Origin of the sequence: Rhizobium sp. LjRoot30, assembly GCF_964253915.1 — a bacterium.
In the GTDB taxonomy this organism is placed as follows: Bacteria; Pseudomonadota; Alphaproteobacteria; order Rhizobiales; family Rhizobiaceae; genus Metarhizobium.
In genome coordinates this window covers 776302-800154 of sequence record NZ_CAXUSG020000001.1, presented here as the reverse complement: position 1 = coordinate 800154, position 23853 = coordinate 776302, and the positions used below count along the sequence as shown (strand labels likewise).

At 63.0% G+C, this 23853-nt stretch carries 26 protein-coding genes; 15 read left to right on the top strand and 11 right to left on the bottom strand.

All coding sequences use genetic code 11. The features are described from left to right. Window positions 1–168: 168 nt before the first annotated feature. Window positions 169–1692, bottom strand: a complete 1524-nt coding sequence (hisS, locus tag ACSQ3I_RS03950) for a histidine--tRNA ligase (RefSeq protein ID WP_435996173.1) — start codon at window positions 1690–1692, stop codon at window positions 169–171. Window positions 1693–1819: 127 nt separating this feature from the next. On the opposite strand from hisS, the gene relB reads away from it, so the two are divergent. The 4 genes from relB (at window position 1820) to ACSQ3I_RS03930 (ending at window position 3944) form a co-directional block, all read left to right on the top strand. Then, window positions 1820–2053 carry a type II toxin-antitoxin system RelB family antitoxin gene (relB, locus tag ACSQ3I_RS03945; RefSeq protein ID WP_435996171.1) on the top strand — a complete coding sequence of 78 codons (234 nt, stop codon included), beginning with the start codon at window positions 1820–1822 and terminating at the stop codon, window positions 2051–2053. After that, the gene (locus tag ACSQ3I_RS03940) at window positions 2037–2306 is read left to right on the top strand and encodes a type II toxin-antitoxin system RelE family toxin (RefSeq protein ID WP_435996170.1); all 270 of its coding nucleotides are present in this window, start codon (window positions 2037–2039) and stop codon (window positions 2304–2306) included. Before relB ends, ACSQ3I_RS03940 begins: the two co-directional genes overlap by 17 nt. A gap of 3 nt (window positions 2307–2309) precedes the next feature. Beyond that, on the top strand, window positions 2310–3068 hold the full coding sequence (locus ACSQ3I_RS03935) for a hypothetical protein (RefSeq protein WP_435996168.1): 759 nt from the start codon (window positions 2310–2312) through the stop codon (window positions 3066–3068). Window positions 3069–3239: 171 nt separating this feature from the next. Continuing rightward, a complete protein-coding gene (locus ACSQ3I_RS03930) occupies window positions 3240–3944 on the top strand; it encodes an HAD family hydrolase (RefSeq protein WP_435996166.1) in 705 nt (234 codons plus the stop codon). Window positions 3945–4006: 62 nt separating this feature from the next. Here ACSQ3I_RS03930 and ACSQ3I_RS03925 read toward each other — a convergent pair whose 3' ends face one another. Both ACSQ3I_RS03925 and ACSQ3I_RS03920 read right to left on the bottom strand, forming a co-directional pair. Next, window positions 4007–4447 carry a hypothetical protein gene (locus ACSQ3I_RS03925; RefSeq protein WP_435996164.1) on the bottom strand — a complete coding sequence of 147 codons (441 nt, stop codon included), beginning with the start codon at window positions 4445–4447 and terminating at the stop codon, window positions 4007–4009. Next, window positions 4444–5073, bottom strand: coding sequence for a DNA-3-methyladenine glycosylase I (locus ACSQ3I_RS03920; protein WP_435996290.1), 630 nt, complete (start codon window positions 5071–5073; stop codon window positions 4444–4446). Before ACSQ3I_RS03920 ends, ACSQ3I_RS03925 begins: the two co-directional genes overlap by 4 nt. Window positions 5074–5286: 213 nt before the next feature. On the opposite strand from ACSQ3I_RS03920, the gene ACSQ3I_RS03915 reads away from it, so the two are divergent. From ACSQ3I_RS03915 to ACSQ3I_RS03905, 3 genes are all read left to right on the top strand, one after another. Next, window positions 5287–6054, top strand: coding sequence for a L,D-transpeptidase (locus ACSQ3I_RS03915; RefSeq protein WP_435996162.1), 768 nt, complete (start codon window positions 5287–5289; stop codon window positions 6052–6054). 140 nt (window positions 6055–6194) lie between these two features. Next, window positions 6195–6887: a L,D-transpeptidase gene (locus ACSQ3I_RS03910; protein ID WP_435996161.1), complete on the top strand. Its 693-nt coding sequence runs from the start codon at window positions 6195–6197 to the stop codon at window positions 6885–6887. A 269-nt stretch (window positions 6888–7156) separates the two neighbouring features. Next, the gene (locus ACSQ3I_RS03905) at window positions 7157–7834 is read left to right on the top strand and encodes an outer membrane protein (RefSeq protein WP_435996159.1); all 678 of its coding nucleotides are present in this window, start codon (window positions 7157–7159) and stop codon (window positions 7832–7834) included. Here ACSQ3I_RS03905 and ACSQ3I_RS03900 read toward each other — a convergent pair. From ACSQ3I_RS03900 to ACSQ3I_RS03880, 5 genes are all read right to left on the bottom strand, one after another. Continuing rightward, entirely contained in the window at window positions 7825–8322 is a 498-nt protein-coding gene (locus ACSQ3I_RS03900) for a hypothetical protein (protein ID WP_435996157.1), read from the bottom strand. The two genes, ACSQ3I_RS03905 and ACSQ3I_RS03900, sit on opposite strands and share 10 nt — an antisense overlap. 91 nt (window positions 8323–8413) lie before the next feature. After that, complete coding sequence (locus ACSQ3I_RS03895) at window positions 8414–8866, bottom strand: hypothetical protein (RefSeq protein ID WP_435996156.1); 453 nt, start codon at window positions 8864–8866, stop codon at window positions 8414–8416. A 20-nt stretch (window positions 8867–8886) separates the two neighbouring features. After that, window positions 8887–10233: a glycolate oxidase subunit GlcF gene (gene glcF / locus ACSQ3I_RS03890; protein WP_435996154.1), complete on the bottom strand. Its 1347-nt coding sequence runs from the start codon at window positions 10231–10233 to the stop codon at window positions 8887–8889. A gap of 254 nt (window positions 10234–10487) precedes the next feature. Next, window positions 10488–11690, bottom strand: a complete 1203-nt coding sequence (locus tag ACSQ3I_RS03885) for an FAD-binding protein (RefSeq protein ID WP_435996152.1) — start codon at window positions 11688–11690, stop codon at window positions 10488–10490. Then, a complete protein-coding gene (locus ACSQ3I_RS03880) occupies window positions 11687–13126 on the bottom strand; it encodes an FAD-linked oxidase C-terminal domain-containing protein (RefSeq protein WP_435996151.1) in 1440 nt (479 codons plus the stop codon). Before ACSQ3I_RS03880 ends, ACSQ3I_RS03885 begins: the two co-directional genes overlap by 4 nt. Before the next feature lie 116 nt (window positions 13127–13242). On the opposite strand from ACSQ3I_RS03880, the gene ACSQ3I_RS03875 reads away from it, so the two are divergent. The 3 genes from ACSQ3I_RS03875 to ACSQ3I_RS03865 are packed head-to-tail and all read left to right on the top strand — an operon-like array spanning window position 13243 to window position 14763. Then, entirely contained in the window at window positions 13243–14139 is an 897-nt protein-coding gene (locus ACSQ3I_RS03875; protein WP_435996150.1) for a LysR family transcriptional regulator, read from the top strand. 37 nt (window positions 14140–14176) lie between these two features. Beyond that, window positions 14177–14431 (top strand): type II toxin-antitoxin system HicA family toxin, encoded by a 255-nt coding sequence (locus tag ACSQ3I_RS03870; RefSeq protein WP_435996149.1) that lies wholly within the window; start codon window positions 14177–14179, stop codon window positions 14429–14431. Continuing rightward, complete coding sequence (locus ACSQ3I_RS03865) at window positions 14428–14763, top strand: type II toxin-antitoxin system HicB family antitoxin (RefSeq protein ID WP_435996148.1); 336 nt, start codon at window positions 14428–14430, stop codon at window positions 14761–14763. Before ACSQ3I_RS03870 ends, ACSQ3I_RS03865 begins: the two co-directional genes overlap by 4 nt. On the opposite strand, the gene ACSQ3I_RS03860 is transcribed toward ACSQ3I_RS03865, so the two are convergent. Then, complete coding sequence (locus ACSQ3I_RS03860) at window positions 14764–16038, bottom strand: DUF3422 family protein (RefSeq protein WP_435996147.1); 1275 nt, start codon at window positions 16036–16038, stop codon at window positions 14764–14766. Window positions 16039–16212: 174 nt separating this feature from the next. On the opposite strand from ACSQ3I_RS03860, the gene ACSQ3I_RS03855 reads away from it, so the two are divergent. Beyond that, complete coding sequence (locus ACSQ3I_RS03855) at window positions 16213–16983, top strand: FadR/GntR family transcriptional regulator (RefSeq protein WP_435996288.1); 771 nt, start codon at window positions 16213–16215, stop codon at window positions 16981–16983. A gap of 1 nt (window position 16984) precedes the next feature. On the opposite strand, the gene ACSQ3I_RS03850 is transcribed toward ACSQ3I_RS03855, so the two are convergent. Together ACSQ3I_RS03850 and ACSQ3I_RS03845 are read right to left on the bottom strand one after the other, a co-directional pair. Further along, window positions 16985–18148 (bottom strand): adenosylhomocysteinase, encoded by a 1164-nt coding sequence (locus ACSQ3I_RS03850; RefSeq protein WP_435996146.1) that lies wholly within the window; start codon window positions 18146–18148, stop codon window positions 16985–16987. Window positions 18149–18237: 89 nt separating this feature from the next. After that, a complete protein-coding gene (locus tag ACSQ3I_RS03845; RefSeq protein ID WP_435996145.1) occupies window positions 18238–19137 on the bottom strand; it encodes a LysR family transcriptional regulator in 900 nt (299 codons plus the stop codon). A 210-nt stretch (window positions 19138–19347) separates the two neighbouring features. Here ACSQ3I_RS03845 and ACSQ3I_RS03840 point away from each other — a divergent pair, with 210 nt between their 5' ends. From ACSQ3I_RS03840 to ACSQ3I_RS03825, 4 genes are all read left to right on the top strand, one after another. Next, entirely contained in the window at window positions 19348–19827 is a 480-nt protein-coding gene (locus ACSQ3I_RS03840) for an NUDIX hydrolase (RefSeq protein WP_435996144.1), read from the top strand. Window positions 19828–20031: 204 nt separating this feature from the next. Beyond that, on the top strand, window positions 20032–21537 hold the full coding sequence (locus tag ACSQ3I_RS03835) for an inorganic phosphate transporter (RefSeq protein ID WP_435996143.1): 1506 nt from the start codon (window positions 20032–20034) through the stop codon (window positions 21535–21537). A gap of 60 nt (window positions 21538–21597) precedes the next feature. After that, entirely contained in the window at window positions 21598–22335 is a 738-nt protein-coding gene (locus tag ACSQ3I_RS03830) for a 16S rRNA (uracil(1498)-N(3))-methyltransferase (RefSeq protein ID WP_435996142.1), read from the top strand. 136 nt (window positions 22336–22471) lie between these two features. After that, entirely contained in the window at window positions 22472–23845 is a 1374-nt protein-coding gene (locus tag ACSQ3I_RS03825) for a glutamate--cysteine ligase (RefSeq protein WP_435996141.1), read from the top strand. The last annotated feature ends 8 nt before the right edge of the window (window positions 23846–23853 follow it).

Here is a 23853-nt window from a genome sequence, read left to right as displayed (position 1 = left end):
CGCAAGCCGCGAACGGCCGGAGCGCAGGCGACGGACGAGTGAAATGCAACGAGAGCCGTTTGCAGCACCGGCGCCCCCCTCATCCGGCGCTGCGCGCCACCTTCTCCCCGCCGGGGAGAAGAGGGAGCAAGCCGTGAAGGCATGATGTCGGCCGACACCCGGAAAGCCTCAAGCATTGCGAGCCGCCTGTGCCCTGTCCTCGGCCTGGGCTGCCAGGATCTCCAGAACCTTGGCGACCAGATCCGCTTCCGGCACCGTTTCCTGCGCCACGCGGGCTTCGCGCCAGGCGGCATTGTCCTCGATCTCGCCGGAGAGGCGCTTGCCTTCGATCAGGTCCTTGATCTGCACGACACCCTCGGCGCGTTCATCGCCGCCCTGGATGATGGCAACGGGCGAACCGCGGCGGTCGGCATATTTCAGCTGGTTGCCGAATTTCTTCCAGTTGCCCTGGTACATCTCGGCGCGGACGCCGGCGGCACGCAGCGCCTGCGTGAAACGCTGGTAACGGCCCATGCTCTCGACATCGCCATCCATGACGGTGACGAGGACTGGGGCGATCACCTCGTCCTGGCCGAGCTTGCCGAGATTTTTGAGCGCCGTCATCAGCCGCGAGACGCCGATGGAGAAACCGGTGGCCGGCACCGGCTGGCCCATGAAGCGCGAGACGAGGCCATCATACCGCCCGCCACCGCCGACGGAGCCGAAGACGACCTTTTCGCCTTTTTCGTTGGTGACGTCGAACAGCAGCTCTGCCTCGTAGACCGGGCCGGTGTAATATTCGAGACCGCGCACGACGGAAGGATCGATCTTGATCCGGTCAGAGCGGTAACCGGCACTGGTGACCAGGCCGCCGATGAGGTTCAGTTCCTCGACACCTTCACCACCCTTCGACGTGCCGGCGACGAGTTCGGCCAGTTCGGCAGCGCTTTCGGCATAATCCTTGATGCCGACGAAGAACAGCACCTTGCGGATCTGCTCGGCATCGAGGCCGGCACCCTTGGTGAAGTCGCCGGATTCGTCCTTGCGGCCCGGTCCGAGCAACAGCGTCACGCCTTCCGGGCCGAACTTGTCGAGCTTGTCGATGGCGCGCAAAACGTTGAGCCGCTGGGCAGCCTTGTCGTCACCGCCGAGGCCGATGGCTTCGAGAACGCCGTCAAGCACCTTGCGGTTGTTCACCCGGATGACATAGTCGCCGCGCTTGATGCCGAGCGCTTCCATGGTATCGGCCATCATCATGCACATTTCCGCATCCGACTGCACGCCGGGCGCGCCAACACTGTCGGCGTCGAACTGCATGAATTGGCGGAAGCGGCCCGGACCCGGCTTCTCGTTGCGGAAGACGTAACCGGCGCGATAGGTGCGGTAGGGAAGCTGGATCTCGTTGAAATTTTCGGCGACATGACGGGCGAGCGGCGCCGTCAGGTCGTAGCGCAAGCTCATCCACTGCTCGTCATCGTCCTGCAGCGAGAAGACGCCTTCGTTCGGGCGGTCGCTGTCGGGCAGGAATTTTCCGAGCGCATCCGTGTATTCGAACAGCGGTGTTTCGACCGGATCGAAACCGTAACGTTCGTAGACCTCGCGGATCTTCGCGGTCATCTCGTTGACGGCGCGGATATCGGCGGCGGAACGGTCGACAAAACCCCGGGGCAGACGGGCTTTCAGCTTTTGCGGTTTCTTCGACTTGTCGTTCATGATGCAGGTCCATTCGTCGCCAATTTGAGGCGGTTTCTTAGAGGATCGGGGCTTGGGCGGCAAGGGCGAAGGCTGGCAGGTGGGGCGTGCGGGTGTTATATTGGCAGCCAGACGAAGAGGCCCAACCATGAACAAGCGCGTCACCATCGAAATGCCGGAAGAAATGCATCGTTTGGTGCTCCAGTACGCAGCAGAGGCGGGCACGGAACCGAATTCCTACCTTCTCGAACTCATCGAAGAACGGCTTGAAGACGCCTACTTTCTGAAAAAGGCGGAAAAAGTGCTCGAAGCGCGCGAGCGCGGCGAAAGCCGTACCTATTCGTGGCAAGAAATGGAGCGCGAACTTGGCCTGGACGATTGATTTCGACGACAAGGCCATAAAAAATCTGCAGAAGATCGGAAAGACGGAAGCAACCCGCATTCGAGATTTTCTCCACACAAGAATCAAGCCCATCGACAATCCGCGTCAACTCGGTCGCGCGCTCGAGGGGCAGAAATTCAACCACCTCTGGCGCTATCGCGTCGGCGACTACCGCATCATCTGCGATATCCAGGATCAGAAACTGGTCGTGCTGGTCGTCGAAATCGGCCATCGCCGCGAAATCTATCGATAATTCATGATCCTCGAAGCCCTCAATTACCTCGCCACCCTGCCCCTCACCGCCAAACCTTTCCGGCGCTTCGTCCGCTACTCGGTGAGCCTCTGGTCGCGGGCCAATCGTTGCGCGCGGGCCTGGGCCGGACATGAGGACAACAGCAAGGCTTCAATCCGCGCCGCCATGGCGGATCTGCGCCAGCGGCGGACCGCCGTCGTGCTCGGGTCGGGCCTGTTGCGCGACGTGCCGATCGACGATCTCTGCCGCAATTTCGATACGGTGGTGCTGGTCGATCTCGTGCATCTCGCCTCGGTGCGGCTCTGGCTGATGCGGCGGCGATATCGCAACGTGCGGCTGATCGAGCGCGATCTTTCCGGCTGGGACGATCTCGCCGCCGGCCGCGCGCCGGATGCGCTCGGTTTCCTGCGCAGCGTGCCCTATCTCGATCTCGTCGTTTCCGCCAACCTGTTGTCGCAGATCGGCATCGGCGCGCGCCGCCGGATGGAGGCCGGCGAAAGCGGCATGCCGGAGGATACGGTGCCGCGGCTGATCGCCGGCCATCTCGATGGATTGGCGACGCTCGGATGCCGGACCTGCCTCCTCACCGACATCCGCCTGGATGTCATCGACATCAACGGCAAGCAGCATGACAGCGTCGACCTGATGCAGGGTGTCGGGATGCCGCCGGCTGACGAGAGCTGGACATGGCCGGTCATTCCAGTCGGCGAAGAAAGCGCCGATTACCAGGTGGTGCACACGGTGGTCGCCGTGCGGCGCTGAGGACGCCGGACACCTTTCGGTCACGGTTTCCGCTTATGACCGGGCTTGCGAAACCGGCTGCACTCTTCCCTAGGCTTTTGTTTTTGCATGTCTTATTCGCAGGGCCCTGCACATGCCGGCAAGATGTGCTATAGGAGGCGAGGCGCCGAAGACGCCATGGAGAGAGACCCAATGAGCACCCGGCAAGTCACCGCCATCGGCTTCGATGCCGACGACACCCTGTGGCAGAACGAGCAGTTCTACCGTCTGACCGAGCGGCATTTTGCCAGCCTGCTTGCCGATTTTGCCGACGAGACGCATATTTCGGCGCGGCTCCTGGATGCGGAAAAACGCAACCTCAGCCATTACGGCTTCGGCATCAAGGGGTTCACCCTGTCGATGGTGGAGACGGCGGTCGAGGTAACGGAAGGCCGCGTGCCGGCCAGCGTCATCGCCCAGATCCTCGATATCGGCCGCGACCTGCTGCGCCACCCCGTCGAATCCCTGCCGCATGTGCACGAGACGCTGGAGGCCCTGGCCGGGCGCTACTTCCTGGTGATGATCACCAAGGGCGACCTTTTCGACCAGGAGCGCAAGCTGGCGCAATCCGGCCTTGGCGATTATTTCGACGCGGTGGAGATCGTCAGCGACAAGACGGCGGTTACCTATCGCCGCATCTTCTCGAAACTCGCAGATGGACCGGAGCGGGCGATGATGGTCGGCAATTCGCTGAAATCCGACATCGTGCCGGCGATTGCCGCCGGCAGCTACGGCATCTTCGTGCCGCACGAACTGACCTGGGTATTCGAGCATGTGGAGCCGCCGGTCGAGGCGCCGCGCTTCCGGCAGATCGCCCATCTCGGCGAACTGCATTCGATCATCGAGACGATCGGATAAAGCATTTTGTTTTCAAGCGATTCCGAGCGCAAAAACCGCTGCGCACTTTGGCTGGAATGGCGTCACTTGATATCGATGACGACCTTGTAGGGGGCGCCGAGGCCGCGGCGCGGCGAAACGCGCGAATAATAGGGTCGGATCAGCCAGGTGGTATTGCTGGCAACCGTCAGGCTCTTGATGTTGCCGTCCTCGTCGCTGGAATAGAAGGCCTCTTCATCGGGTTTGGAAACGTCGAACATCACCAGATAGGTGAAACGGCTCGGCGTCCAGAAATTGACGCCCACGGTCTGGCCGCGCTTGACATGCAGCGAATAGACGTGGCTGCGGCCGTCGCGGGTCCAGCCGTTGAACTCCAGCGGCTTGCCGACGGGCGGCTCGATGGGCACCAGCTTTTCGCCCTTGTAGAGATTGGGGTGCGGCGGGTCGGCCAGAGCCGGACCGGCGACGCCGAAGAGAAGCAGCAAGGTGGCGGCAAAACACGCCGGACTCGGAAATCTCTTCATGGCCGCTCCAGCACCTCCCGCATCGCTTCAACCTCGGCTCGACAATAACACCCTTCGAGGTGATCGTTCACCATACCCATGGCCTGCATGAAGGCATAGATGGTCGTTGGGCCGACAAACGTCCAGCCGCGCTTTTTCAGGTCTTTCGACAGCCGTACGGAGGTTGGCGTCGTCGGATTGGCAACGATTACAGCACGCGTCACCAGATCGGGGCGCTCGCCCCTGCCCGGCTCGAAACTCCAGAAATAGCGGGCGAGCGAACCGAACTCTTCCTTCAGCGCCAGCGCCCGCTTGGCATTGTTGATGGTCGAGACGATCTTGCCGCGGTGGCGGATGATGCCGGCATCGGCAAGGCAGCGGGCAATATCCGTTTCATCGAACTCCGCGACGACGGCGAAATCGAAACCGGCAAAAGCCTGGCGAAAATTTTCACGCTTGCGCAGGATGGTCAGCCAGGAGAGGCCGGACTGGAAACCTTCCAGGCAGATCTTCTCGAACAGCCTGACATCGTCTGTCACCGGCCGGCCCCACTCTTCGTCATGATAGCGCCGGTAATCGTCCAGGCCGCCGTGCCAGGAACAAGTGTGACGGTCGTCGTTTCCGATGATGATGCCTTCTGCCGTCATACTCACCTACTCTCCCTCGCCGCCGAGGCAGCTTTACCACTTGCTTACCGTCTTTGCGAACCGGGCGGTAACCCTGACGAAAGGTTTATCGCCCCCTTCGCATTCGAATGAAGCGTTGTTTACCATTCGCTGGCGGCCCGGTGCGACGATCACCGCCAAGACGCCGTTCGGGCGCCCCCTGTTAAACCCGGTGAAATGTAGCGAGTCCACCCGATGTTGAAAAAGTCTTTTCTTTTGGCGGCGAGCCTGATGCTTGCCTTTTCCACGGTTGCCGAAGCCAGTGACGGCCGTTACCGCGAACGGCCGCCGGTCATCGTCAGCGCCGATCTCAGCGCGCCGTGGCTGATGCAGCTCGGCGGCGGCGTGCAGCCGCGGGTCTATTCCTCCCGCCGGGTGATGACCCAGCCGCAGGTCTACCAGCGTCGCGTCGTCCGTCGCGGCCTGTTCCAGACGCAGGACGTGCAGCGGCGGGACGTGCAGCAGGTGGCGATGACGCGCGCCGAAAAGCCGATCAAGAGCAAGCTTGATCCGATGTACCTGCCGCAGATGGTCGAGTATCCCGGCGATCACAAGGCCGGCACGATCGTCATCGATACCAACAACCGCTTCCTCTATCTCGTGCTCGGCAACGGCCAGGCGCGGCGCTACGGCGTCGGCGTCGGCAAGCCGGGCTTCGAATGGGCCGGCGCCCACAAGATCACCCGCAAGGCGGAATGGCCGAGCTGGACGCCGCCGAAGGAGATGATCGCCCGCGAGGCAGCGAAGGGACACTACCTGCCAGCCTCCATGGAAGGCGGTTCGGCCAACCCGCTCGGCGCCCGCGCCATGTATCTCGGCTCGACGCTCTACCGCATCCACGGCACCAACGCGCCCTGGACCATTGGCTACGCCGTTTCCTCCGGCTGCATCCGCATGCGCAACGAGGATGTCGTCGATCTTTACGACCGGGTGGACGTCGGAACCCGCGTAATCGTGATGTAACGGCAACGGCCGGCCTGTTTCTTGCGGAACAGCGCCGGCCATTCGTTCACTTATGCTTTATTACCAGGCACATGTCTTGCAACATGCAAGACCGCTCAAGTAGCGTGCCGTAGATATTTGAAAATCGAGGGGACAAGACAATGGCGAAATATTCGAAGCTGCTTGCGGCAGTGACGATCACGATGGCCGGCATAATCGCCGTGCCGCCCGCCCAGGCATTCACGCTCAACGCTCCGGCCGTCGCACAGCGCTCCGACGTCGTTGAGATTGCCGTGCAGAGCAAGCAGGTCTCGGCCGCCTACCGTCGCAAGAAGGTGCGGCTGGTGACGGACGAGAAGGCGGGCACGATCATCATCGATACCAACAACAAATATCTCTACTATGTCGAAGGCAACAACCGCGCCACCCGCTACGGCGTCGGTGTGGGCCGTGACGGCTTCGGCTGGTCGGGCATCGTCAAGATCGGCCGCAAGGCGGAATGGCCGGATTGGGTTCCGCCAAAAGAAATGATCGCCCGCGAAGCCCGCAAGGGCCGCAAGATCCCCGCCTTCCAGGAAGGCGGCGTCGACAACCCGCTCGGCGCCCGCGCCATGTATCTCTACAAGGGCGGTCGCGACACGATCTTCCGCATCCATGGCACCAACCAGCCGTGGACGATCGGCCAGAACATGTCGTCGGGCTGCATCCGCATGATGAACAAGGACGTGGAGCATCTCTACGACCGCGCCGGCGTCGGCACCAAGGTCATCGTCGTCGGCCCCGGCAACCGCCAGGGCAAGGTCGCCTTCCAGGACAAGGGCATCGACGTTCTGCGCACCATGTTCGGCGGCTGATGGACGGATGTCGGGGCTGCCCCTCACCCTAACCCTCTCCCCGTAAAACGGGGAGAGGGGACTTACCTCGCTCAACGTTGAGATTGTGTGGACGGTGCGGCATACCCCCTTCTCCCCGCGTACGGGGAGAAGGTGCCGGCAGGCGGATGAGGGGCCTTCCCGACACATCGACGATTTCATGCGCGGCATCACGGCGCTGTGATATCGCCGACATAAACCGGTTCTAGATTGCGGCAAATCAACGGGTTCCCGCTACAGGATCGTTTTTCATGCGCCGCCTTCGCCCGATACGCTGTCTTCCCGTCTTCGCCATTTTCCTATCCGCATTTGCCCTGCCGACCATCGCCCGGGCAGAAATGCAGTTCTCCATCTATGGCGGCGCGCAGACGGCGCCGCACAGCAAGATCCGCCTTTCCGACGGTTCGTCGTTCACCGCGGGCTGGGAAGGAAAGTCGTTTACCGCGCCGCAATATTACGGTGCGCGCGCCACCTGGTGGCTCGACGAGTTTCAAAAGCCGAACCTCGGCCTGTCGATCGATTTCACCCACGCCAAGGTCTATGCCGATGGCGATACGCTGCGCAACAAATCACCCGGCTGGTCGCATTTCGAATTTTCCGACGGCCTCAACCTGGTGACGGCGAATGCCCTCTACCGCTTCCAGAAGGAAGGCCGCGCCTGGACGCCTTACATCGGCGCCGGCGTCGGCATCAACGTGCCGCATGTCGAGGTCACCCGACCGCAGGGCAAGACGTTCGAATATGCCTATGGCGGCGTGACGCTGCAGGCGCAGGCCGGTATTTCCTACCAGTTTACCGAGCGCTGGTCGGCCTTTGCCGAATACAAGGGCAACTATTCTTTCGTCGACGTCTCGATTGACAGCGGCGACAGCCTGAAAACGAAGGTGATGACCAACGCCGTCAATCTCGGCGTGTCGTTTCACTGGTAATTGGCCAGCGTTTGCACATCCGTCTTGCGCGAACAGGTGAGCGTGCCGCTCACTTTTGCCAGCAGTTTCTGCACCGTATCCGGCCCTGACGGAATGCGGTTCGCCGCGAGAAAATAACGGCCGGCGTAGCGCTCGCCTTCGCCGGGCCGCAGCACCACCTGCACATTCAGCGTTTCCAGCGCCGCACCCGTATAGGCATATTTGTAGAGCCGGAAGCTCATCGTCCCGGCTTCGGTCCATCGCTGCGTCATCATGCGTGAATCGAGGATGAAACCGCGGAAGGCTGCCGGCACCTTCCTATCCTTGATTTCCATGCCGCCCTTGAAATGGCTGAGTTGACCGCCACGCTGCTCATCGAACTCGATCTCGAACGAGGTAACGATTGTCGGGTCGTTTGCGGCACAATAGAGCCGTCCCTCCCCCGCTGCCGAAACATCCAGGGCAGAGACTATCGAAAGAACGGTGGCGACAAGCACTGGCTTCAACATGATCGTGTCCTCCCGCGACATTCCTCCTCAACGAGGAGCGGCCGGACATGGTTTCACGTTGGAAAACAACAATATAAGGAATGGCTAATTTTTAGCCAACGGAACAGGTAACTTTGCCACGTTTTTCGAGACGATTATCGGTAAAGCCCGGCATCGGTTCGGCCGCCGAGATCGACAGCACATACTCGCCTTCATAGACGGTTTCGTCGTCGGCATTGCGCTTGGTCTGTACCACGAGTTCGAGCGAGGAGAGCGTTTCGCCCGCGGTTTCCGTGTAGATCGACAGCTTCAATTCGTCGTCGTGAAGCCAATGATGCGGCAGGGAGGCGGCATCCAGCTTGATATGTTCCAGGCCTTTCGGCGCCAATGCCTTGGCGAGATCGATCGTACCGGTGAAGTTCAGGAACGGTCCGCCCATGCTGTAGCTAAAACCGCTTTCCGCCAGAAATTTCAGATTCTCGTCGTCGGCCGTGCATGAAAAGCCGCCGGTTGCAAACGCCGGCGCAGACGACAGCAGGCATGCCAGAAAAACAAAACCCCTCATTGCCCTTTCCCCCGAAAGTACTACTCCGCAGGGATGCTAAGCGGTTGCTCCACACTTGTCCACTTTGCCCCGGAAAGTTGTGCCGGCCGGTCGCCGCCATAGGCCCAGTTCAACAATTCGACAGTGTGCAGGATGGGGATGCCGGTGCCGGACGCAATCTGGGTGATGCAGCCGATATTGCCGGTGGCGATCAGATCCGGCTTGGTGGCCTCGATATTGCGCACCTTGCGCGCCTTCAACTGCGCCGAGATTTCCGGCTGCATGATGTTGTAGGTGCCGGCCGAGCCGCAGCACAGATGGCCTTCCGCCGGATCGCGGACGGTGAAACCGGCGGCCTTCAGAAGCTGCTTCGGCGCCATCGTGATCTTCTGGCCGTGCTGCATCGAGCAGGCGGAATGATAGGCGACGGTGATGCCCTTCGGCATATGCGCCGGCAGGTCGAGGGTGGCGAGATATTCGGTGACATCCTTGGCCAGTGCCGAGACACGCGCCGCCTTTTCCGAATAGGCCGGATCGAGCCGCAGCATGTGGCCGTAATCCTTGATCGTCGTACCGCAGCCCGAGGCGGTGATGATCACCGCATCCAGGCCGCCGGTTTCGACTTCGCGCATCCAGGCATCGACATTGCGTCGGGCGGCGGCGAGCGCCTGTTCCTCGCGGCCCATGTGATGCACCAGCGAGCCGCAGCAGCCTTCGCCCTGCGGCACCACCACCTCGACGCCCAGCCGCGTCAGGAGCGCGATGGTCGCCTCGTTGATGCCGGGATCGAGCACCGGCTGGGCGCAGCCGGTGAGGATCGCCACCCGCCCGCGCCGCGCCGCATTGGCGGCATGGGTTGCCGGCTGCGCTGCAGCCGAAGCGGGCGGCACGGATTTCGGCGCCAGCCGCAGCATGGCCGCGAAAGGTTTCAGCGCCGCCACCTTGTCGAACAGCGGCGCCAGCGGCCGGCCGAGGCGCGCAAGCTGCAAGGCCAGCCGGAACCGGCCCGGATAGGGCAGCACCATGGCGAGAACGCCACGCGTCAGGCGGTTCATCAACGGGCGCTTGTAGGTCTTTTCGATATGGGCGCGGGCATGGTCGACCAGGTGCATGTAGTCGACGCCGGAGGGACAGGTGGTGGTGCAGGCAAGGCAGGAAAGGCAGCGATCAATATGCTTGACCACCTGCTCGTCGGCCGCCCGGCCGTTTTCCAGCATGTCCTTGATCAGGTAGATGCGGCCGCGCGGGCTGTCGAGTTCGTCGCCCAGCGTGACATAGGTGGGACAGGTGGCGGTGCAGAAGCCGCAATGCACACATTTGCGCAGGATTTTTTCGGATTCGGCAACATGCGGATCGGCCAGCTGGGCGGGGGTGAAGTTGGTTTGCATCGATCAGGATCTCCCGGCGGTGGCGGCGACCGCCCTCTTCTCCCCGGTGGGGAGAAGATGCCCGCAGGGCAGATGAGGGGGCGAGCGGCGAAAGCCGCGAACGGCCCGAGCGCAAGCGACGGGTGAGCCAGTCGTAGCGAAGGGTGCTTGCCGCACCGGAGCCCCCCTCATCCGGCGCTGCGCGCCACCTTCTCCCCGTCGGGGAGAAGAGGGAGCAAGCGGCAAGGCCACACCAACACGAAACATCGCAGCGCTCATCCCATCTTCCCCGGATTAAAAATCCCCTGCGGATCGAACTTTTCCTTCACCCGCGCCGACAAAAGCGCGACCGGAGCCGGCTGCGGTTCGAAGGCGGGCGTCACGGCGCGGATCTTTTCCGAGGCGCGCATCAAAGTCGCATGGCCGCCACCGAGAGCGGTGATATAGCGGCGGACAAGTGCCGCCTCGGGATCGGCTTCCATGCGCATCCAGACGAGGCCGCCCTGCCAGTCGTAAAAGGCGTCGATGCCGGCTTCGAGACGGAGCGCGGCGACAAGCTGATGGCCGGCTGACGGTGCGACGGAGACGCGCCAGACGGGGCGTTTCGTGCCGTCCGCATAAGGCAGGACATCGCGGATCTCGCGCCAGAGGGACAGGCTGGCGGGCATATCGAGCCGGCTGACCGCGCCGAACGGCGCCATCGCGGCGCTCAGTTTTTCCGCCCGGACGGCAACCGACGACGGCAGGCCTTCGAGCCGCAGCACGGTCGCCTCGCCCTCCGGCAGCGCCCCGCCGGCGAAACGGCCCTTGACGCTCTGCGGCAGGTGCGCGGCGCCGGAGACTTCCACGGACAGGGCCATGGCCGCTGCCATGGCATGCGCGGCCTCGGCATCGTTGAGGCCGGAGATGACGATGGTTTCCGTCGCCTTCGCCACCGGCAGCACGCGGAAGGTGACCTCCGTCAGGAAACCCAGCGTGCCGTGCGAGCCGGCCAAAAGCTTGACGAGGTCGAGACCGGTGACATTCTTCATCACCCGGCCGCCATTGCGAACGATCTCGCCGCGGCCGTTGACGAAACGCACGCCGAGCAGGCTGTCGCGGGCGGCCCCCGCCACGAACCGCCGCGGGCCGGAGACATTGGCGGCAAAGACGCCGCCAATGGTCGGCTCGCCTTCCGTGCCCATCAGCGGGCGATGGTCCATGGGTTCGAACGACATCATCTGGCCGTTTGCGGCCAGCGCCGCCTCGATCTCCGCGACCGGCGTGCCGGCGCGTGCGGTGATGACCATTTCCGCCGGATTGTAGGCGATGATGCCGGAGAGACCGGCCGCACTCAACCTCGCCTCGGCCCGGACCGTATTGCCGAAGCCGCTGCGGCTGTTGCCGCCGAAAAGCGCAAGCGCCCTGCCCGCTTCGGCATGGACACGGATGACATCGGCAGCTTCCGCTTCCGTCGTGGGATGGAAAACATCGGTCATGCGGCGGGGCGTCCTTCCAGCGGAAAGACTTTCGACGGGTTGAGAAGCCAGCCCGGATCGAAGGCGGCGCGCACGGCCATCTGCTGGTCGAGATCCACCTTGCCGTATTGATGGGTCATCAGGTCGCGCTTTTCGATACCGACACCGTGTTCGCCGGTGAGGCAGCCGCCGGCATCGACGCAGAGTTTCAGGATTTCGTTGCCGGCCTGTTCGGCGCGGGCGGCATCATCCGGGTCGTTGGCGTTGAACAGGATCAGCGGATGCATGTTGCCGTCGCCGGCGTGGAAGACGTTGGCGACCCTCAGGCCGAAGCGGTCGATGATCTCGGAGGTTTTTTTCAGGACGTAGGAAAGCTGGCTGAGCGGCACGGTGCCGTCCATACAGATGTAATCGGAGATGCGGCCGGTAGCACCGAAGGCGGATTTGCGGCCCTTCCAGATCAACGCCGCCTCGGTGGCGGATTGGCACTCGCGCACCGTCCTGACGCCATGGCGGCGGGCGATCTCGACGATATCGGCGAGCATCGCATCCATCTCGGCTTCAGAACCCTCGACCTCGACAATCAGCAGCGCGCCGACATCCAGTGGATAGCCCGCCTTGGCAAAAGCCTCGCAGATCTCGATCGCCGGCTTGTCCATGAACTCGATCGCCACCGGGATGATGCCCGAGCCGATGACATCTGCGACGCAGGACCCCGCCTCCTCCGAGGTCTCGAAGCCGAACAGCACGGGACGCGCACCCTCCGGCTTGGCAATCAGCCGCACCGTCGCTTCGGTGACGATGCCGAGCTGCCCCTCGTGGCCGCAGACGAGGCCGAGCAGGTCGTAGCCGCCGGCATCGAGATGTTTGCCGCCGAGCTCGATCACCGTGCCGTCGACCAGCACCATCTTCACGCCCAGCAGATTATTGGTGGTGACGCCGTATTTCAGGCAGTGGGCGCCGCCGGAATTCATGCCGATATTGCCGCCGATGGTGCAGGCAAGCTGCGAACTCGGATCGGGCGCATAGAAGAACCCTTCCGGCGACACGGCTTCGGAAATGTTGAGATTGGTGACGCCGGCCTGCACCGTCGCGGTGCGATTGGCGAGGTCGATATCGAGGATGCGCGACATCTTGGACAGGCCGAGCACCACCGCATCCTCCTGCGGTATGGCACCACCCGACAGCGAGGTGCCGGCGCCGCGCGGCACCACCGGCACGCCGTATTTGTGGCAATAGCGCATGATGGCCGCAACCTCTTCCGTGGTACGCGGCAGGGCGACTGCCAGCGGCACGCGGCGATAGGACACGAAGGCATCGGTTTCGAACGGCACCAGCTCGCGCGGCGCGTGGATCAGACAGTCCTTCGGCAGCAGGTCGATAAGATCGGCGACGATGGCGTCGCGGCGCGACAGGACGGTCGGCCGGGGCTCCAGAAAACGAATGAAATCAGTCATCAGCTCCTCCCGGCAGCGTTGCCTCCGCCGCACTGGTGTTTTTTCTTTACCACTTCAACAAAACCGGCGCAAATGCTAAGCACTTATTCCCAAACCGGAAAGAATGGACGCCATCAGTGACGAACTTCGGTGACCTCGACATCTTCGCCCGCGTCGTGTCAAGCGGCAGCATGTCGACGGCCGGCCGGGCGCTCGGCCTGTCGCCGGCGGTGATCTCCAAACGCATCAAGCGGCTGGAGGACAGGCTCGGCACCCGGCTTTTGCAACGGACCACGCGGCAGATCTCGCTCACCGAGGCGGGCCAAGGGTTTTACGAGCGGGTGCTTTCGGTGCTGGCGGGGCTGGAGGATGCCGAGGCCTTCGTCTCCGGCCGTTCGGCGCGCATCCAGGGCACGCTGAAGGTTTCGGCGCCGACCTCCTTCGGCCGCATGCACATCGCCCCGCACCTAAAACCCTTTCTCGATGCGCATCCGGACCTGACGCTCAACCTGGTGCTGACCGACGAATTCACCGACATCGTCGGCGGCGGTTTCGACCTTGCCATCCGCATTGCCGAATTGGGGGATTCCAGCCTCGTCGCACGGCGGCTGGCGCCGGTGCGCCGCGTTCTTTGCGCCGCTCCCGCCTATATTGCGGCGCATGGCACGCCCGAAGATGTCGAGGCGCTGAAACATCACACCTGCCTCCGGCCGCACAACAACGACGCCTGGCGGCTGGAAGGCCCCGGCGGCGCCGTGCTCTACCGCCCGGAAGGCCGGCTTGTCACCAATTCCAGCGAGGTGATCCGCGAAGCGGTGATCGCCGGGTTTGGCATTGCGCTCCGCTCCACCTGGGATGTCGGGCAGGAGTTGAAGGACGGACGCCTGGTGCGCGTGCTGCCGTCCTATGAAGGCTCGCGCAACGTCGCCTTGTCCGCCGTCTATCCCAGCCGGCAGTTTTTGCCCGCCAAGGTGCGGTTGCTGATCGATTACCTGGCGGAGCTGTATGGGCCGGTGCCGTATTGGGAGCGGTAGGCGTTGAATTTGGTACCATTTTATGATACCAAAAACTATGAAGCGCAAATACCGAGAAACGCTCGAACAGATATTTGCACGCCCCGTGAGAGGCTCCATTCGTTGGACCGACATCGAGGCTTTGTTTCTATATCTCGGCGCTGAAATCACGGAGCGCGAAGGATCGCGTATCGGTGTCTTCCTCTTCGGGGAAATCAGGGTGTTCCACAGGCCGCATCCCTCACCGGATACGGACAAGGGCGCCGTCGCCAGCATCCGCAAATGGCTGGAGAACAATGGAGTGAAACCATGAAGAACATCATTGAAATCGACGGTCACAAGGCAGTGGTCTCCCTCGACCCTGAAATCGGCTTGTTTCGCGGTGAGTTCCTTGGTCTGAATGGTGGTGCGGATTTTTATGCAGACAGCCTGAGCAAGCTTCGCGAGGAAGGCGCCTTGTCGCTCAAGGTTTTCCTGAAAATGTGCGCAGAAAAGAACATCCAGCCGCTGCGGACGTTTTCCGGTCGATTCAACATCCGCCTCGCGCCGGAGCTTCACGAAGCGGCCGTTGTGGCCGCTAGTTCCGAACATAAAAGCCTGAACGAGTGGATCTCGGGCGTCATCGAAGACGCCGCCACAAAATAATCAATCCCCCGTATCGCGGTGATGGTGGCGGATGCGGCGGACGGTCCACCAGATGCCGAGGATGACGACCGGAACCGATAGCCCTGTCAGTGTCGAGGATTTGACCGGGAAACCCGCCGTCTCCAGCCATTTGGCGAGGTAACCGAACAGGCCGACGACATAATAGGAGATCGCCGCCACCGAAAGGCCTTCGACCGTCTGCTGCAGCCGCAGCTGCAGGTTGGCGCGGCGGTCCATCGAGGTCAGCAGGTAGGAGTTCTGGCGCTCCAGCTCGACATCGATCCAGCTGCGGACGAGGCCGGTGGCGCGCGACAGTTTTCGCGACAGGTTCGCCTGGCGTTCCTCCACCGACTGGCAGGTGCGCATGGCGGGCGCCAGGCGTCGTTGCAGGAAAGAACCGAGGGTTTCGAAACCCGGCACCGGCGTTTCATCCAGCATTTTTACGCGTTCGCGGACGATGTCGTCATAGGCGCGGCTGGCGCCGAAGCGGTAGAGGCTGAGCGCGGCATTGGCCTCCAGTTCCGCCGCAAGCCGGGTGATCTCGCCGAGCATCGTATCGGCCTCTTCACGGGCATGCGCCTTCATCCGTTGGGTCACCGCCGTCAGCCCGTCCTCGATGCGGCGGATCTCCGGCGATAGCGACTGGGCCAGCGGCAGGCCGAGCATGGCCAGGGTGCGGTAGGTCTCGATATCGAGCAGCCGCTGCACCAGGGCGCCGGTGCCGGCTTCCGTCAGGCCGCGATCGATGATCAGGATGCGCGTCAGGCCGTCGCCATCCTGGCGGAAATCGGTGAGGATGGTCGCTGCCCCGCTTTTGACTTCGCTATGACAGAGGCTGGCTGGGTCGAACGTTTTCAGAGCCGCGCGGGCTTGTGCGCCATCGGGGCGGATCTCCAGCCGGATGCCCGATATCAGCGAGCCCGGCGGCGAAAAGCCGTCGCCGAACGGATGGATCGCTACCTCGCCGCCGAACTGCTCCGGCGCCGGCCCGTCCCAGAACCAGGTGGAAAATTCCGTGTGGCGCTCCCAGCGCAGCGTGCCCGGCCCGCAAGCCAGCGCGTGGTGGCGGGCGTCGGTCGCCGGCGGCGAGACACCGCGGCTGCGCGACATCTCCGAAATCACCGCGTGATGCACGCTCAATCCGCCCTCGGCCATGAAGGCGAGCTGAAAAATAACCCGTGGCGCCTGCACCAGTACATAAGGCCGCGCATGGATTTCGCCCAACGCCACCGCGCGCTCCGGATGCCCCGGAAACGCAAAGCTCCCCTTGCTCATTCTGTCGTCCCCAACCCCTCAGGACGCACAGGATGCGGCAGATCTTGACGAAAGACAAAGGGCGCTTTGCCGCAGCCTTGGTTTACGAAACTGGACAAGTTATTTGACCACTCCGCTGCCGGCTTGTTATGAAGCGGAACCGCGACGGAGGACAGCGTGACAGACCAGAACGACATGCTTTTTTCCCGCGTCGACCACAACCGCACCGCCGATGGCGTGGTGCTGCAGATCGAACGGCTGATCCTCGACGGCGTGCTGCGCGACGGCGACCGGCTGCCGGGCGAGCGCGACCTGGCGCAGCGGCTCGACGTCTCCCGGCCGATCCTGCGCGAGGCGTTGAAGGAGCTGGAGAACCGCGGCCTGCTGGTCAGCACCCATGGCGGCGGCACCTTCGTCGCCGATATCATCGGCCAGGTGTTTTCCAAACCGATCACCGAACTGATCGCCCGGCACGAGCGCGCCACCTACGACTATCTGGAATATCGTCGCGAACTGGAGGGGCTGACCGCGGAACTGGCGGCACGGCGGGCGACCGAAAGCGACAAGGCGATGCTCGGCCGGATCATCGACCGCATGCGCGCCGCCCATGAGAGCGGCATCTTCGACGATGAACTCGGCACCGATGTCGACCTGCACAATGCCATCGGCGAGGCGGCGCACAACATCATCCTGATGCACACGCTGCGCGCCTGCTACCGGCTGTTGACGCAGGGCATCTTCTACCACCGGCAGATGGTGTTTGCCGTGCCGGGGGCGCGAGAGCGGCTGCTGGCACAGCATGTCGCCATCCACGATGCGATCATCGCCGGCGATGCTGCCGGCGCCCGGGCGGCGGCGCAGGCGCATATCGACTACATCGTCGAGGCGACGCGGGAGGCGACCCGCAGCGGCGAATGGTCCCGCGTCTCGCGCCTCAGGCTGATGCAACAGGAAAACCGCGGCTAATTTACCGGTTGAGATCGAGGTAGGCGCTCGCCACCATCGCATCGATATCGGCTGGCACCGGCACGATGCAGGCTTCTGCCCCGACACCACCCTTCGCAATACGCTCCAGGCAACGCACCTGCAGCGTGAAGCCGAGATCCATCGATTCCACCGAATTTCCGAGCGGCCGCGGCCCGGCGAGATTGGCCATGTGCCCGCCGCCCAGAACGTGGAAGGCGCGGCCGTCGGCAAGGTGGAAGGTCTCGATGCCATCGGCGGCATACAGATCGGTCTTCACCACCTCGGCGCTGGCGCGAAAACCCTCGACATCGATCTCGTGCGGGAAATGCCCGCCGTTGAGCAGAATGGCGCCGTCCTTGATCAGCGGCAGGTCGGCGACGGTGACGATGCCGGGAAAGCCGGTGACGGTGGCGATGATGTCGGCGGAGCGGATCGCCGCCTCGCGCAGCGGCGTGGAAAAGCCGTCGAGATGGGCTTCCAGCGCCGTCACCGGATCGATATCGACGACGCTGACGGCCGAAAAGGCATTGCGGAAGCAGGCGGCGGTGCCCTTGCCGCAGGCGCCGTAACCGAAAACCGTCACCCGCTTGCCGTTGGTCGAGCGGTTGGTGAAGCGCATATAGCTTTCGAACAGGCTCTGGCCGACGGCATGGCGGTTTTCGGCAAACTGCTTGATCGGGCTGTCGTTGATGACAAGGATCGGCATGGCAAGCCGATCACGCATCGGCAGGAGACGCGTCCGGCCGGAGGTCGTCTCTTCCGTGCCCCCACGCAGGCCGGCATAAGGCGCATCCGCAACGCGGGCGAAAAGATCGCCGCCATTGTCGAGCAGCAGGTCGGGCTTTTCGGCAAGCAGCGCATCCAGCGTGCGGGCATGTTCGGCTTCATCCGTGGTCTGGGTGGCGAAGACGGTGATGCCGCTGTCGCGGAGGTAGGCGACGGTTTCCGGCTGGGTGCTGTTGAGATTGCCGGTTGCGACGATCCGGGCGCCGCCGGCCGCCAGCGTCATCAGCATGGCAACCGTCTTCGGCTCCAGATGGATACCGGTCCCGATGCTGAGGCCATCGAATGGCCGCGTGGTACGAAACTCCGCGGACGTCGCCTGCAGCAGCCGACAGCTGCGGGCAACCCAATCGATGCGGCTGGCGGTTTCTGTCTGCGGCATGGCGTTCTCCCTGATGATCCCGGCGTATGATCCAAGGGCGATACTATGGCCGCGACCGCGATCCAATGGAGATAATCCTGCCCTTATGGTCAGATTTTCTGCCCTGTCGCCGCCCCCTGCCCGGCCAGCCAGGCACCGAGCCCGACGATGGCGGGATTGTCGGCGTCCGCAGTACGGAAACACAGCCGGTAACCGCCCGGCCGGGCGATGAAGCCGTAAGGTGCCTGAAGCAGGCCATGACGCAGATCGGCCTCGATGGAAGCGCGCGGCGCGATGGTGACGCCGGCGCCGGCGCGGGCGGCGGCGATGGCGAGCAGCAGGTCCTCGAAAACGGAACGCCGCGGGAATGTCACCGGCGCCGTGCCACCTTCGACAAACCAGTCGTCCCACAGCGTCGGCGCGGTGCGCGCAAGCAATGCCACGGCATCACCCAGCCGCGATGGGTCCTCCTGCAGGCGCAGCTGCGCGCACAGGTTTGGCGCAGCGACTGGGCCGAACTCGTCCTCCATGAAACGAAGGGCAGCGATATCGGGCGCCGGCTGATATTCGCCGCCCATGATGACGGCGTCGAGATCGGCATGGCGCGATAATGGCTCCACCACCGCCAACGGCAGAACCCTGATATCGATGCCATCGAGATCCGCTTCCAGCGAGGGCAGGCGCGGCATCAGCCACCAGACAGCGAAGGCGGCAGGAACACCGAGGCGAATTTCGCGCCGCCCCTTTGGCGCGACGATGTCGGCGGCGGCGCGCTGGAGAATGCCGAAGGCGGTTCCCGCCGCGACTGCCAGCTGCTCCCCCTCTTCCGTCAGGACCAGACGACGGCCCCCGCGGGAAAAGAGCGGCACGCCCAAATGGCTTTCCAGCGCAGCAATCTGCTGGCGCACCGCGCCGCGAACAACACCCAGCTCCTCCGCCGCCTTGAGGATGCTGCCGCAACGGGCAACTGCCTCAAAGGCGCGCAACGCATTCAGCGGCGGAAGTCGCATGCATCTGCCTTTTTTGGGAGAACGGCACGCATGTCGCAATCTGAACAAGGAATGCCGACAAATTCAAACTGAAACAGAGAAGTTTGCCATAGAGCACCCATCACGCGTTTTCCTTTGGATACGCTTTTTTTCCATAAGACTGGGGCAACTTTAAAAGATTATTCCTATATATGTTGCTTAAATAACCGTAGCTGAAAGGTTGTCCCCGAATTGCCAATCCTGTCGCGTCTTGCTTCCGATGTCCAATTGATGTTTCGGCGTCCGCCGAGGCAGCAATATGCGGCGCTCTGCTATCGGATGACGAGCGACGACCGGGTGGAAATCCTGCTGCAGACCAGCCGCGACACCGGCCGCTGGGTCATCCCCAAGGGCTGGCCGATGGCCGACAAGGGCCCACATGAGGTTGCTGCCCAGGAAGCTTATGAAGAAGCGGGCGTTCGCGGCAATGTGGACAAGACCAGCATCGGCTGCTTCCTCTACCGCAAAGGCATGAAGGACGGCTTCACCGTCGATTGCAAGGTGCAGGTATACGCCTTGGAAGTGACCGAGATGGCGAAGAAATTCAAGGAAAAGGGCGAACGCCGCGCCGAGTGGGTCTCATGCGAGGAAGCCGCCAACCGCGTCCATGAGCCGATGCTGAAGCTGCTGATGCTCGGCTTCGAAACCGAATTGCGGCAACGCAAGGGTTAAGCGGGCGCACCCCGTTGCACAAAAACGGCAAGACCTTTAAAGCGTGCCGCGATCTTTCACATTCGCTTGTCACGCTTCGGATCCTTGTTTTCAGGCAGGCCGCCATCGCGAAATCGTTGTGCCGTCCCGCCGCGCGACATGCGTTCGTTCACGGGATGCTTCGGCCGTCCCTGATCACGATGCCGTAGCAGGTTCTGGAGACGCATGGCGAACAAGCCGAAACAACTGACGAAGAAGACGCTCGACAAGGATCTCGACAAGCTGACCTTTGTCGAAGACGCGTCCAAGTTCGTCCTGCGCAGCCTGGTTGCGCCGGGGCTTGCCGTGCTGTTCCTCGGCATGGTCATGCTTTTTGCCGGTGTCTACGTGTTCGACCAGCCGGATGCGGTGCTGATCATCGCCGCGTCTGCGCTTGCGGCCTACATGGCGCTGAACATCGGCGCCAACGACGTCACCAACAACGTCGGCGCGGCCGTTGGCGCACGCGCCATCAGCATGGCCGGCGCGCTGATGATGGCAGCGGTCTTCGAAATCCTCGGCGCGACGATTGCCGGTGGCGCCGTGACGCAGACCATCGCCTCCGGTATCGTGGCGCGCGAAGTGATCCCCGATGCCAACACGCTGGCCTGGCTGATGATGGCGGCGCTGACCGCCGCCGCCTTGTGGATCAACCTCGCCACCTGGCTCAATGCGCCGGTCTCCACGACGCATTCGATGGTCGGAGCGGTGTTGGGGGCAGGCATAGCGGCGACCGGCTTCGATCTCGTGAACTGGGAGACGATCGGCATGATCGTCGTCAGCTGGATCGTGTCGCCAGTGCTGGGCGCCCTGATCGCCATCTTTTTCCTGTATATTCTCAAGGAAACGATCATCTATCGCGAAAACAAGATCGCAGCCGCCAATCGCTGGGTGCCGATCCTTGTCGCCATCATGGTCGGGTCCTTTGCCACCTACATCATACTGCAGACGGCCAACATCAATCATATCCCGATTGCCTGGGCAGCACCTCTGGGGCTTGCGGCCGGATTTGCCTCCTGGCTGGCGGCGCGGCCGCTCATCGCCCGGCAATCGATCGGCCTGGAAAACCGCAACGATTCGCTGCGCAAGCTGTTCCGGCTGCCGCTGATCTTCTCCGCCGCGCTCTTGTCCTTCGCACATGGCGCCAACGACGTCTCCAATGCCATCGGGCCGCTGTCGGCCATCGTGCATGTGGTGATGGAATCGCGCGATGTGGCCGAGATGGTGACCGTGCCTTTCTGGGTGATGGCCATCGGCGCCCTCGGCATTTCGGTCGGTCTCCTGCTGTTCGGACCGAGGCTGATCCGCATCGTCGGCGAGCAGATCACCAAGCTCAACCCGATGCGCGCCTATTGCGTCGCGCTGTCGGCCGCCGTTACCGTGATCGTCGCCTCCTGGCTCGGCCTGCCCGTCAGCTCGACGCATATTGCCGTCGGCGCGGTGTTCGGCGTCGGCTTCTTCCGCGAATGGTACACGCGCCACTCCCGCCGGCGCATCGAATACATGCGCCAAAAATCCGGCAATTTCGACATCGCCGAACCGGAGGACCGCAATCCGGACGAAACCCGACGGCGTTACCTGGTGCGCCGCTCGCACCTGATGACCATCGGCGCCGCCTGGGTGATTACCGTTCCCATTTCCGCAGCGCTTGCAGCGGTCCTCTATTGGATTATGTTCGCGCTGTTCATCTAGGACCGCCGATGCTGGCGTCACGGTCCGCTTCCCGAAATGTCTTCAAGGTCTGGAAATAGCATGCGCGCCAATTTTCGAATGCAGCGGCTCTACATAGAAGCGGCCCTGCAAAGGGACGTTGCCATCGAAGCCGGCAAGGAACACGTCCATTATCTCGCCAACGTGCTGCGCGCGGAAGAAGGCAGCGAGATCCTGCTGTTCAACGGCCGCGACGGCGAATGGAAGGCGAAACTCACCTTTCCGACCCGCAAGCGCATCCAGTTCCTGCCGCTGGAACAGGTTCGCCCGCAGCCGGCACCGTCCGATCTCCATTATCTTTTTGCCCCGTTGAAGGTCGGCAGGCTCGATTACCTGGTGCAGAAGGCCGTCGAAATGGGCGCCGGCGTGTTGCAGCCGGTGATGACCCAGCATGTGCAGGGCCGCATCAACAGCATCGAACGGCTGGAGGCCAATGTCATCGAAGCCGCCGAACAATGCGGCATCCTCGGCATTCCGACGGTCGCGCAGCCGAAGAAGCTGCAGGATCTTCTCGAAAGCTGGCCGGGCAACCGCCGCATCATCTATTGCGACGAGGGTGACGCCGGCCAGAACCCGCTGCCGCTGCTTGCGAACATCAAGGAACGGAACCTGGCGCTTCTGGTCGGCCCGGAAGGTGGTTTTTCGGAAGACGAACAGGCCCTCCTGCGGTCGCTCGATTTCGTCACGGCGATCCCGCTCGGACCGCGCATCCTGCGTGCCGATACCGCCGCCGTTGCCGCCATGGCGGTCATCCAGGCGGCGATCGGCGACTGGCGATAGCCACTCAAATCGGCTTCCGTTTTTTTTGATCCACGCATAAAAGATTTTCACTTGCGCGGTTTATCAATCCGGTCCACTCCACCCTACCGGCCCGCTTCCGGAGAAGCGGGTGCCTCCTCGTGTGCAAGGTTTGTCCATGGCTCGTGATACCACCGATCAAACGCCGATTACTGCGGCCAGCGAACTGACAGCCTATCTGGCATCGGGATCCAAACCGAAAGAAGAATTCCGCATCGGCACGGAACACGAGAAATTCGTCTTCTTCAAGGCCGACCACGGCCCTGTGCCCTATGCCGGCGACGCCAGCATCCATGCCCTGCTGACCGGCATGCAGAAGGCGCTCGGCTGGGAGCCGATCATGGATGGCGACAACATCATCGGCCTCGCCGGTCCGTCCGGCGCCGGTGCCATCTCGCTGGAACCCGGTGGCCAGTTCGAACTCTCCGGCGCGCCGCTCGAAACGCTGCACCAGACCTGCATCGAATCGAATCAGCACCTTGCGACGCTGCGCACCATCGCCGAGCCGCTCGGCATCCGTTTTCTCGGCCTCGGCGGCAGCCCGAAATGGACACTCGCCGAAACGCCGCGCATGCCAAAATCGCGCTACGAGATCATGACCCGCTACATGCCGAAGGTCGGCTCGCGCGGCCTCGACATGATGTACCGCACCTGCACCATCCAGGTGAACCTCGACTTCTCGTCCGAGGCGGACATGGTCAAGAAGATGCGGGTTTCGACCAAGCTGCAATCGCTGGCGACCGCGCTGTTCGCCTCCTCGCCGTTTACCGAAGGCAAGCCGAACGGCCTGGTCTCCTGGCGTGGCGATATCTGGCGCGACACCGACAACCAGCGCTCCGGCCTGCACCGCTTCATGATCGAGGACGGCATGAGCTTCGAGCGTTATGTCGAGTGGGCACTCGACGTGCCGATGTATTTCGTCGTGCGCGACGGCCGTTACCACGATTGCACGCACATCACCTTCCGCCAGTTCATGAACGGTGCGCTGAAGGGCGAAATCGCCGACTGGGAGCCGACGCTCGGCGACTGGACCAACCACATCTCCACCCTGTTCCCGGAAGTCCGGCTGAAGCGGTTCCTGGAAATGCGCGGCGCCGATGGCGGTCCGTGGCGGCGCATCTGTGCCCTGCCGGCCTTCTGGGTCGGCCTGCTCTATGACGACGCGGCGCTCGATGCTGCCGAGGCGCTGACAAAATCCTGGAGCTTCGAACAGGTTTCGGCATTCCGCGATGCCGTGCCGGCCGAGGGGCTGAAGGCGACCATTGCCGGCCACGGCCTGCTCGACGTCGCCCGTGAGGTGCTTGCCATTTCCCGCGCCGGTCTCAAGGCCCGGGCGCGGCTGAACGGCGACGGCCAGGACGAGACCGTCTTCCTCGCCTCGCTCGACGAAATCCTCGCCAAGAAGGCGACGCTCGCCGACGACCTGCTGATGCTCTACCACGGCCGCTGGAACGGCAGTGTCGAGCCGGTTTTCGAAGAATATCAATACTGAAGCGAAAA

What these genes read in the sequence shown, in the direction of transcription:
- hisS (WP_435996173.1), bottom strand. Translation starts at nt 1,692, where the DNA reads ATGAACGACAAGTCGAAGAAACCGCAAAAGCTGAAAGCCCGTCTGCCC.
- relB (WP_435996171.1), top strand. Translation starts at nt 1,820, where the DNA reads ATGAACAAGCGCGTCACCATCGAAATGCCGGAAGAAATGCATCGTTTG.
- ACSQ3I_RS03935 (WP_435996168.1), top strand. Translation starts at nt 2,310, where the DNA reads ATGATCCTCGAAGCCCTCAATTACCTCGCCACCCTGCCCCTCACCGCC.
- ACSQ3I_RS03930 (WP_435996166.1), top strand. Translation starts at nt 3,240, where the DNA reads ATGAGCACCCGGCAAGTCACCGCCATCGGCTTCGATGCCGACGACACC.
- ACSQ3I_RS03925 (WP_435996164.1), bottom strand. Translation starts at nt 4,447, where the DNA reads ATGAAGAGATTTCCGAGTCCGGCGTGTTTTGCCGCCACCTTGCTGCTT.
- ACSQ3I_RS03920 (WP_435996290.1), bottom strand. Translation starts at nt 5,073, where the DNA reads ATGACGGCAGAAGGCATCATCATCGGAAACGACGACCGTCACACTTGT.
- ACSQ3I_RS03915 (WP_435996162.1), top strand. Translation starts at nt 5,287, where the DNA reads ATGTTGAAAAAGTCTTTTCTTTTGGCGGCGAGCCTGATGCTTGCCTTT.
- ACSQ3I_RS03910 (WP_435996161.1), top strand. Translation starts at nt 6,195, where the DNA reads ATGGCGAAATATTCGAAGCTGCTTGCGGCAGTGACGATCACGATGGCC.
- ACSQ3I_RS03905 (WP_435996159.1), top strand. Translation starts at nt 7,157, where the DNA reads ATGCGCCGCCTTCGCCCGATACGCTGTCTTCCCGTCTTCGCCATTTTC.
- ACSQ3I_RS03900 (WP_435996157.1), bottom strand. Translation starts at nt 8,322, where the DNA reads ATGTTGAAGCCAGTGCTTGTCGCCACCGTTCTTTCGATAGTCTCTGCC.
- ACSQ3I_RS03895 (WP_435996156.1), bottom strand. Translation starts at nt 8,866, where the DNA reads ATGAGGGGTTTTGTTTTTCTGGCATGCCTGCTGTCGTCTGCGCCGGCG.
- glcF (WP_435996154.1), bottom strand. Translation starts at nt 10,233, where the DNA reads ATGCAAACCAACTTCACCCCCGCCCAGCTGGCCGATCCGCATGTTGCC.
- ACSQ3I_RS03885 (WP_435996152.1), bottom strand. Translation starts at nt 11,690, where the DNA reads ATGACCGATGTTTTCCATCCCACGACGGAAGCGGAAGCTGCCGATGTC.
- ACSQ3I_RS03880 (WP_435996151.1), bottom strand. Translation starts at nt 13,126, where the DNA reads ATGACTGATTTCATTCGTTTTCTGGAGCCCCGGCCGACCGTCCTGTCG.
- ACSQ3I_RS03870 (WP_435996149.1), top strand. Translation starts at nt 14,177, where the DNA reads ATGAAGCGCAAATACCGAGAAACGCTCGAACAGATATTTGCACGCCCC.
- ACSQ3I_RS03865 (WP_435996148.1), top strand. Translation starts at nt 14,428, where the DNA reads ATGAAGAACATCATTGAAATCGACGGTCACAAGGCAGTGGTCTCCCTC.
- ACSQ3I_RS03860 (WP_435996147.1), bottom strand. Translation starts at nt 16,038, where the DNA reads ATGAGCAAGGGGAGCTTTGCGTTTCCGGGGCATCCGGAGCGCGCGGTG.
- ACSQ3I_RS03855 (WP_435996288.1), top strand. Translation starts at nt 16,213, where the DNA reads ATGCTTTTTTCCCGCGTCGACCACAACCGCACCGCCGATGGCGTGGTG.
- ACSQ3I_RS03850 (WP_435996146.1), bottom strand. Translation starts at nt 18,148, where the DNA reads ATGCCGCAGACAGAAACCGCCAGCCGCATCGATTGGGTTGCCCGCAGC.
- ACSQ3I_RS03845 (WP_435996145.1), bottom strand. Translation starts at nt 19,137, where the DNA reads ATGCGACTTCCGCCGCTGAATGCGTTGCGCGCCTTTGAGGCAGTTGCC.
- ACSQ3I_RS03835 (WP_435996143.1), top strand. Translation starts at nt 20,032, where the DNA reads ATGGCGAACAAGCCGAAACAACTGACGAAGAAGACGCTCGACAAGGAT.
- ACSQ3I_RS03830 (WP_435996142.1), top strand. Translation starts at nt 21,598, where the DNA reads ATGCGCGCCAATTTTCGAATGCAGCGGCTCTACATAGAAGCGGCCCTG.
- ACSQ3I_RS03825 (WP_435996141.1), top strand. Translation starts at nt 22,472, where the DNA reads ATGGCTCGTGATACCACCGATCAAACGCCGATTACTGCGGCCAGCGAA.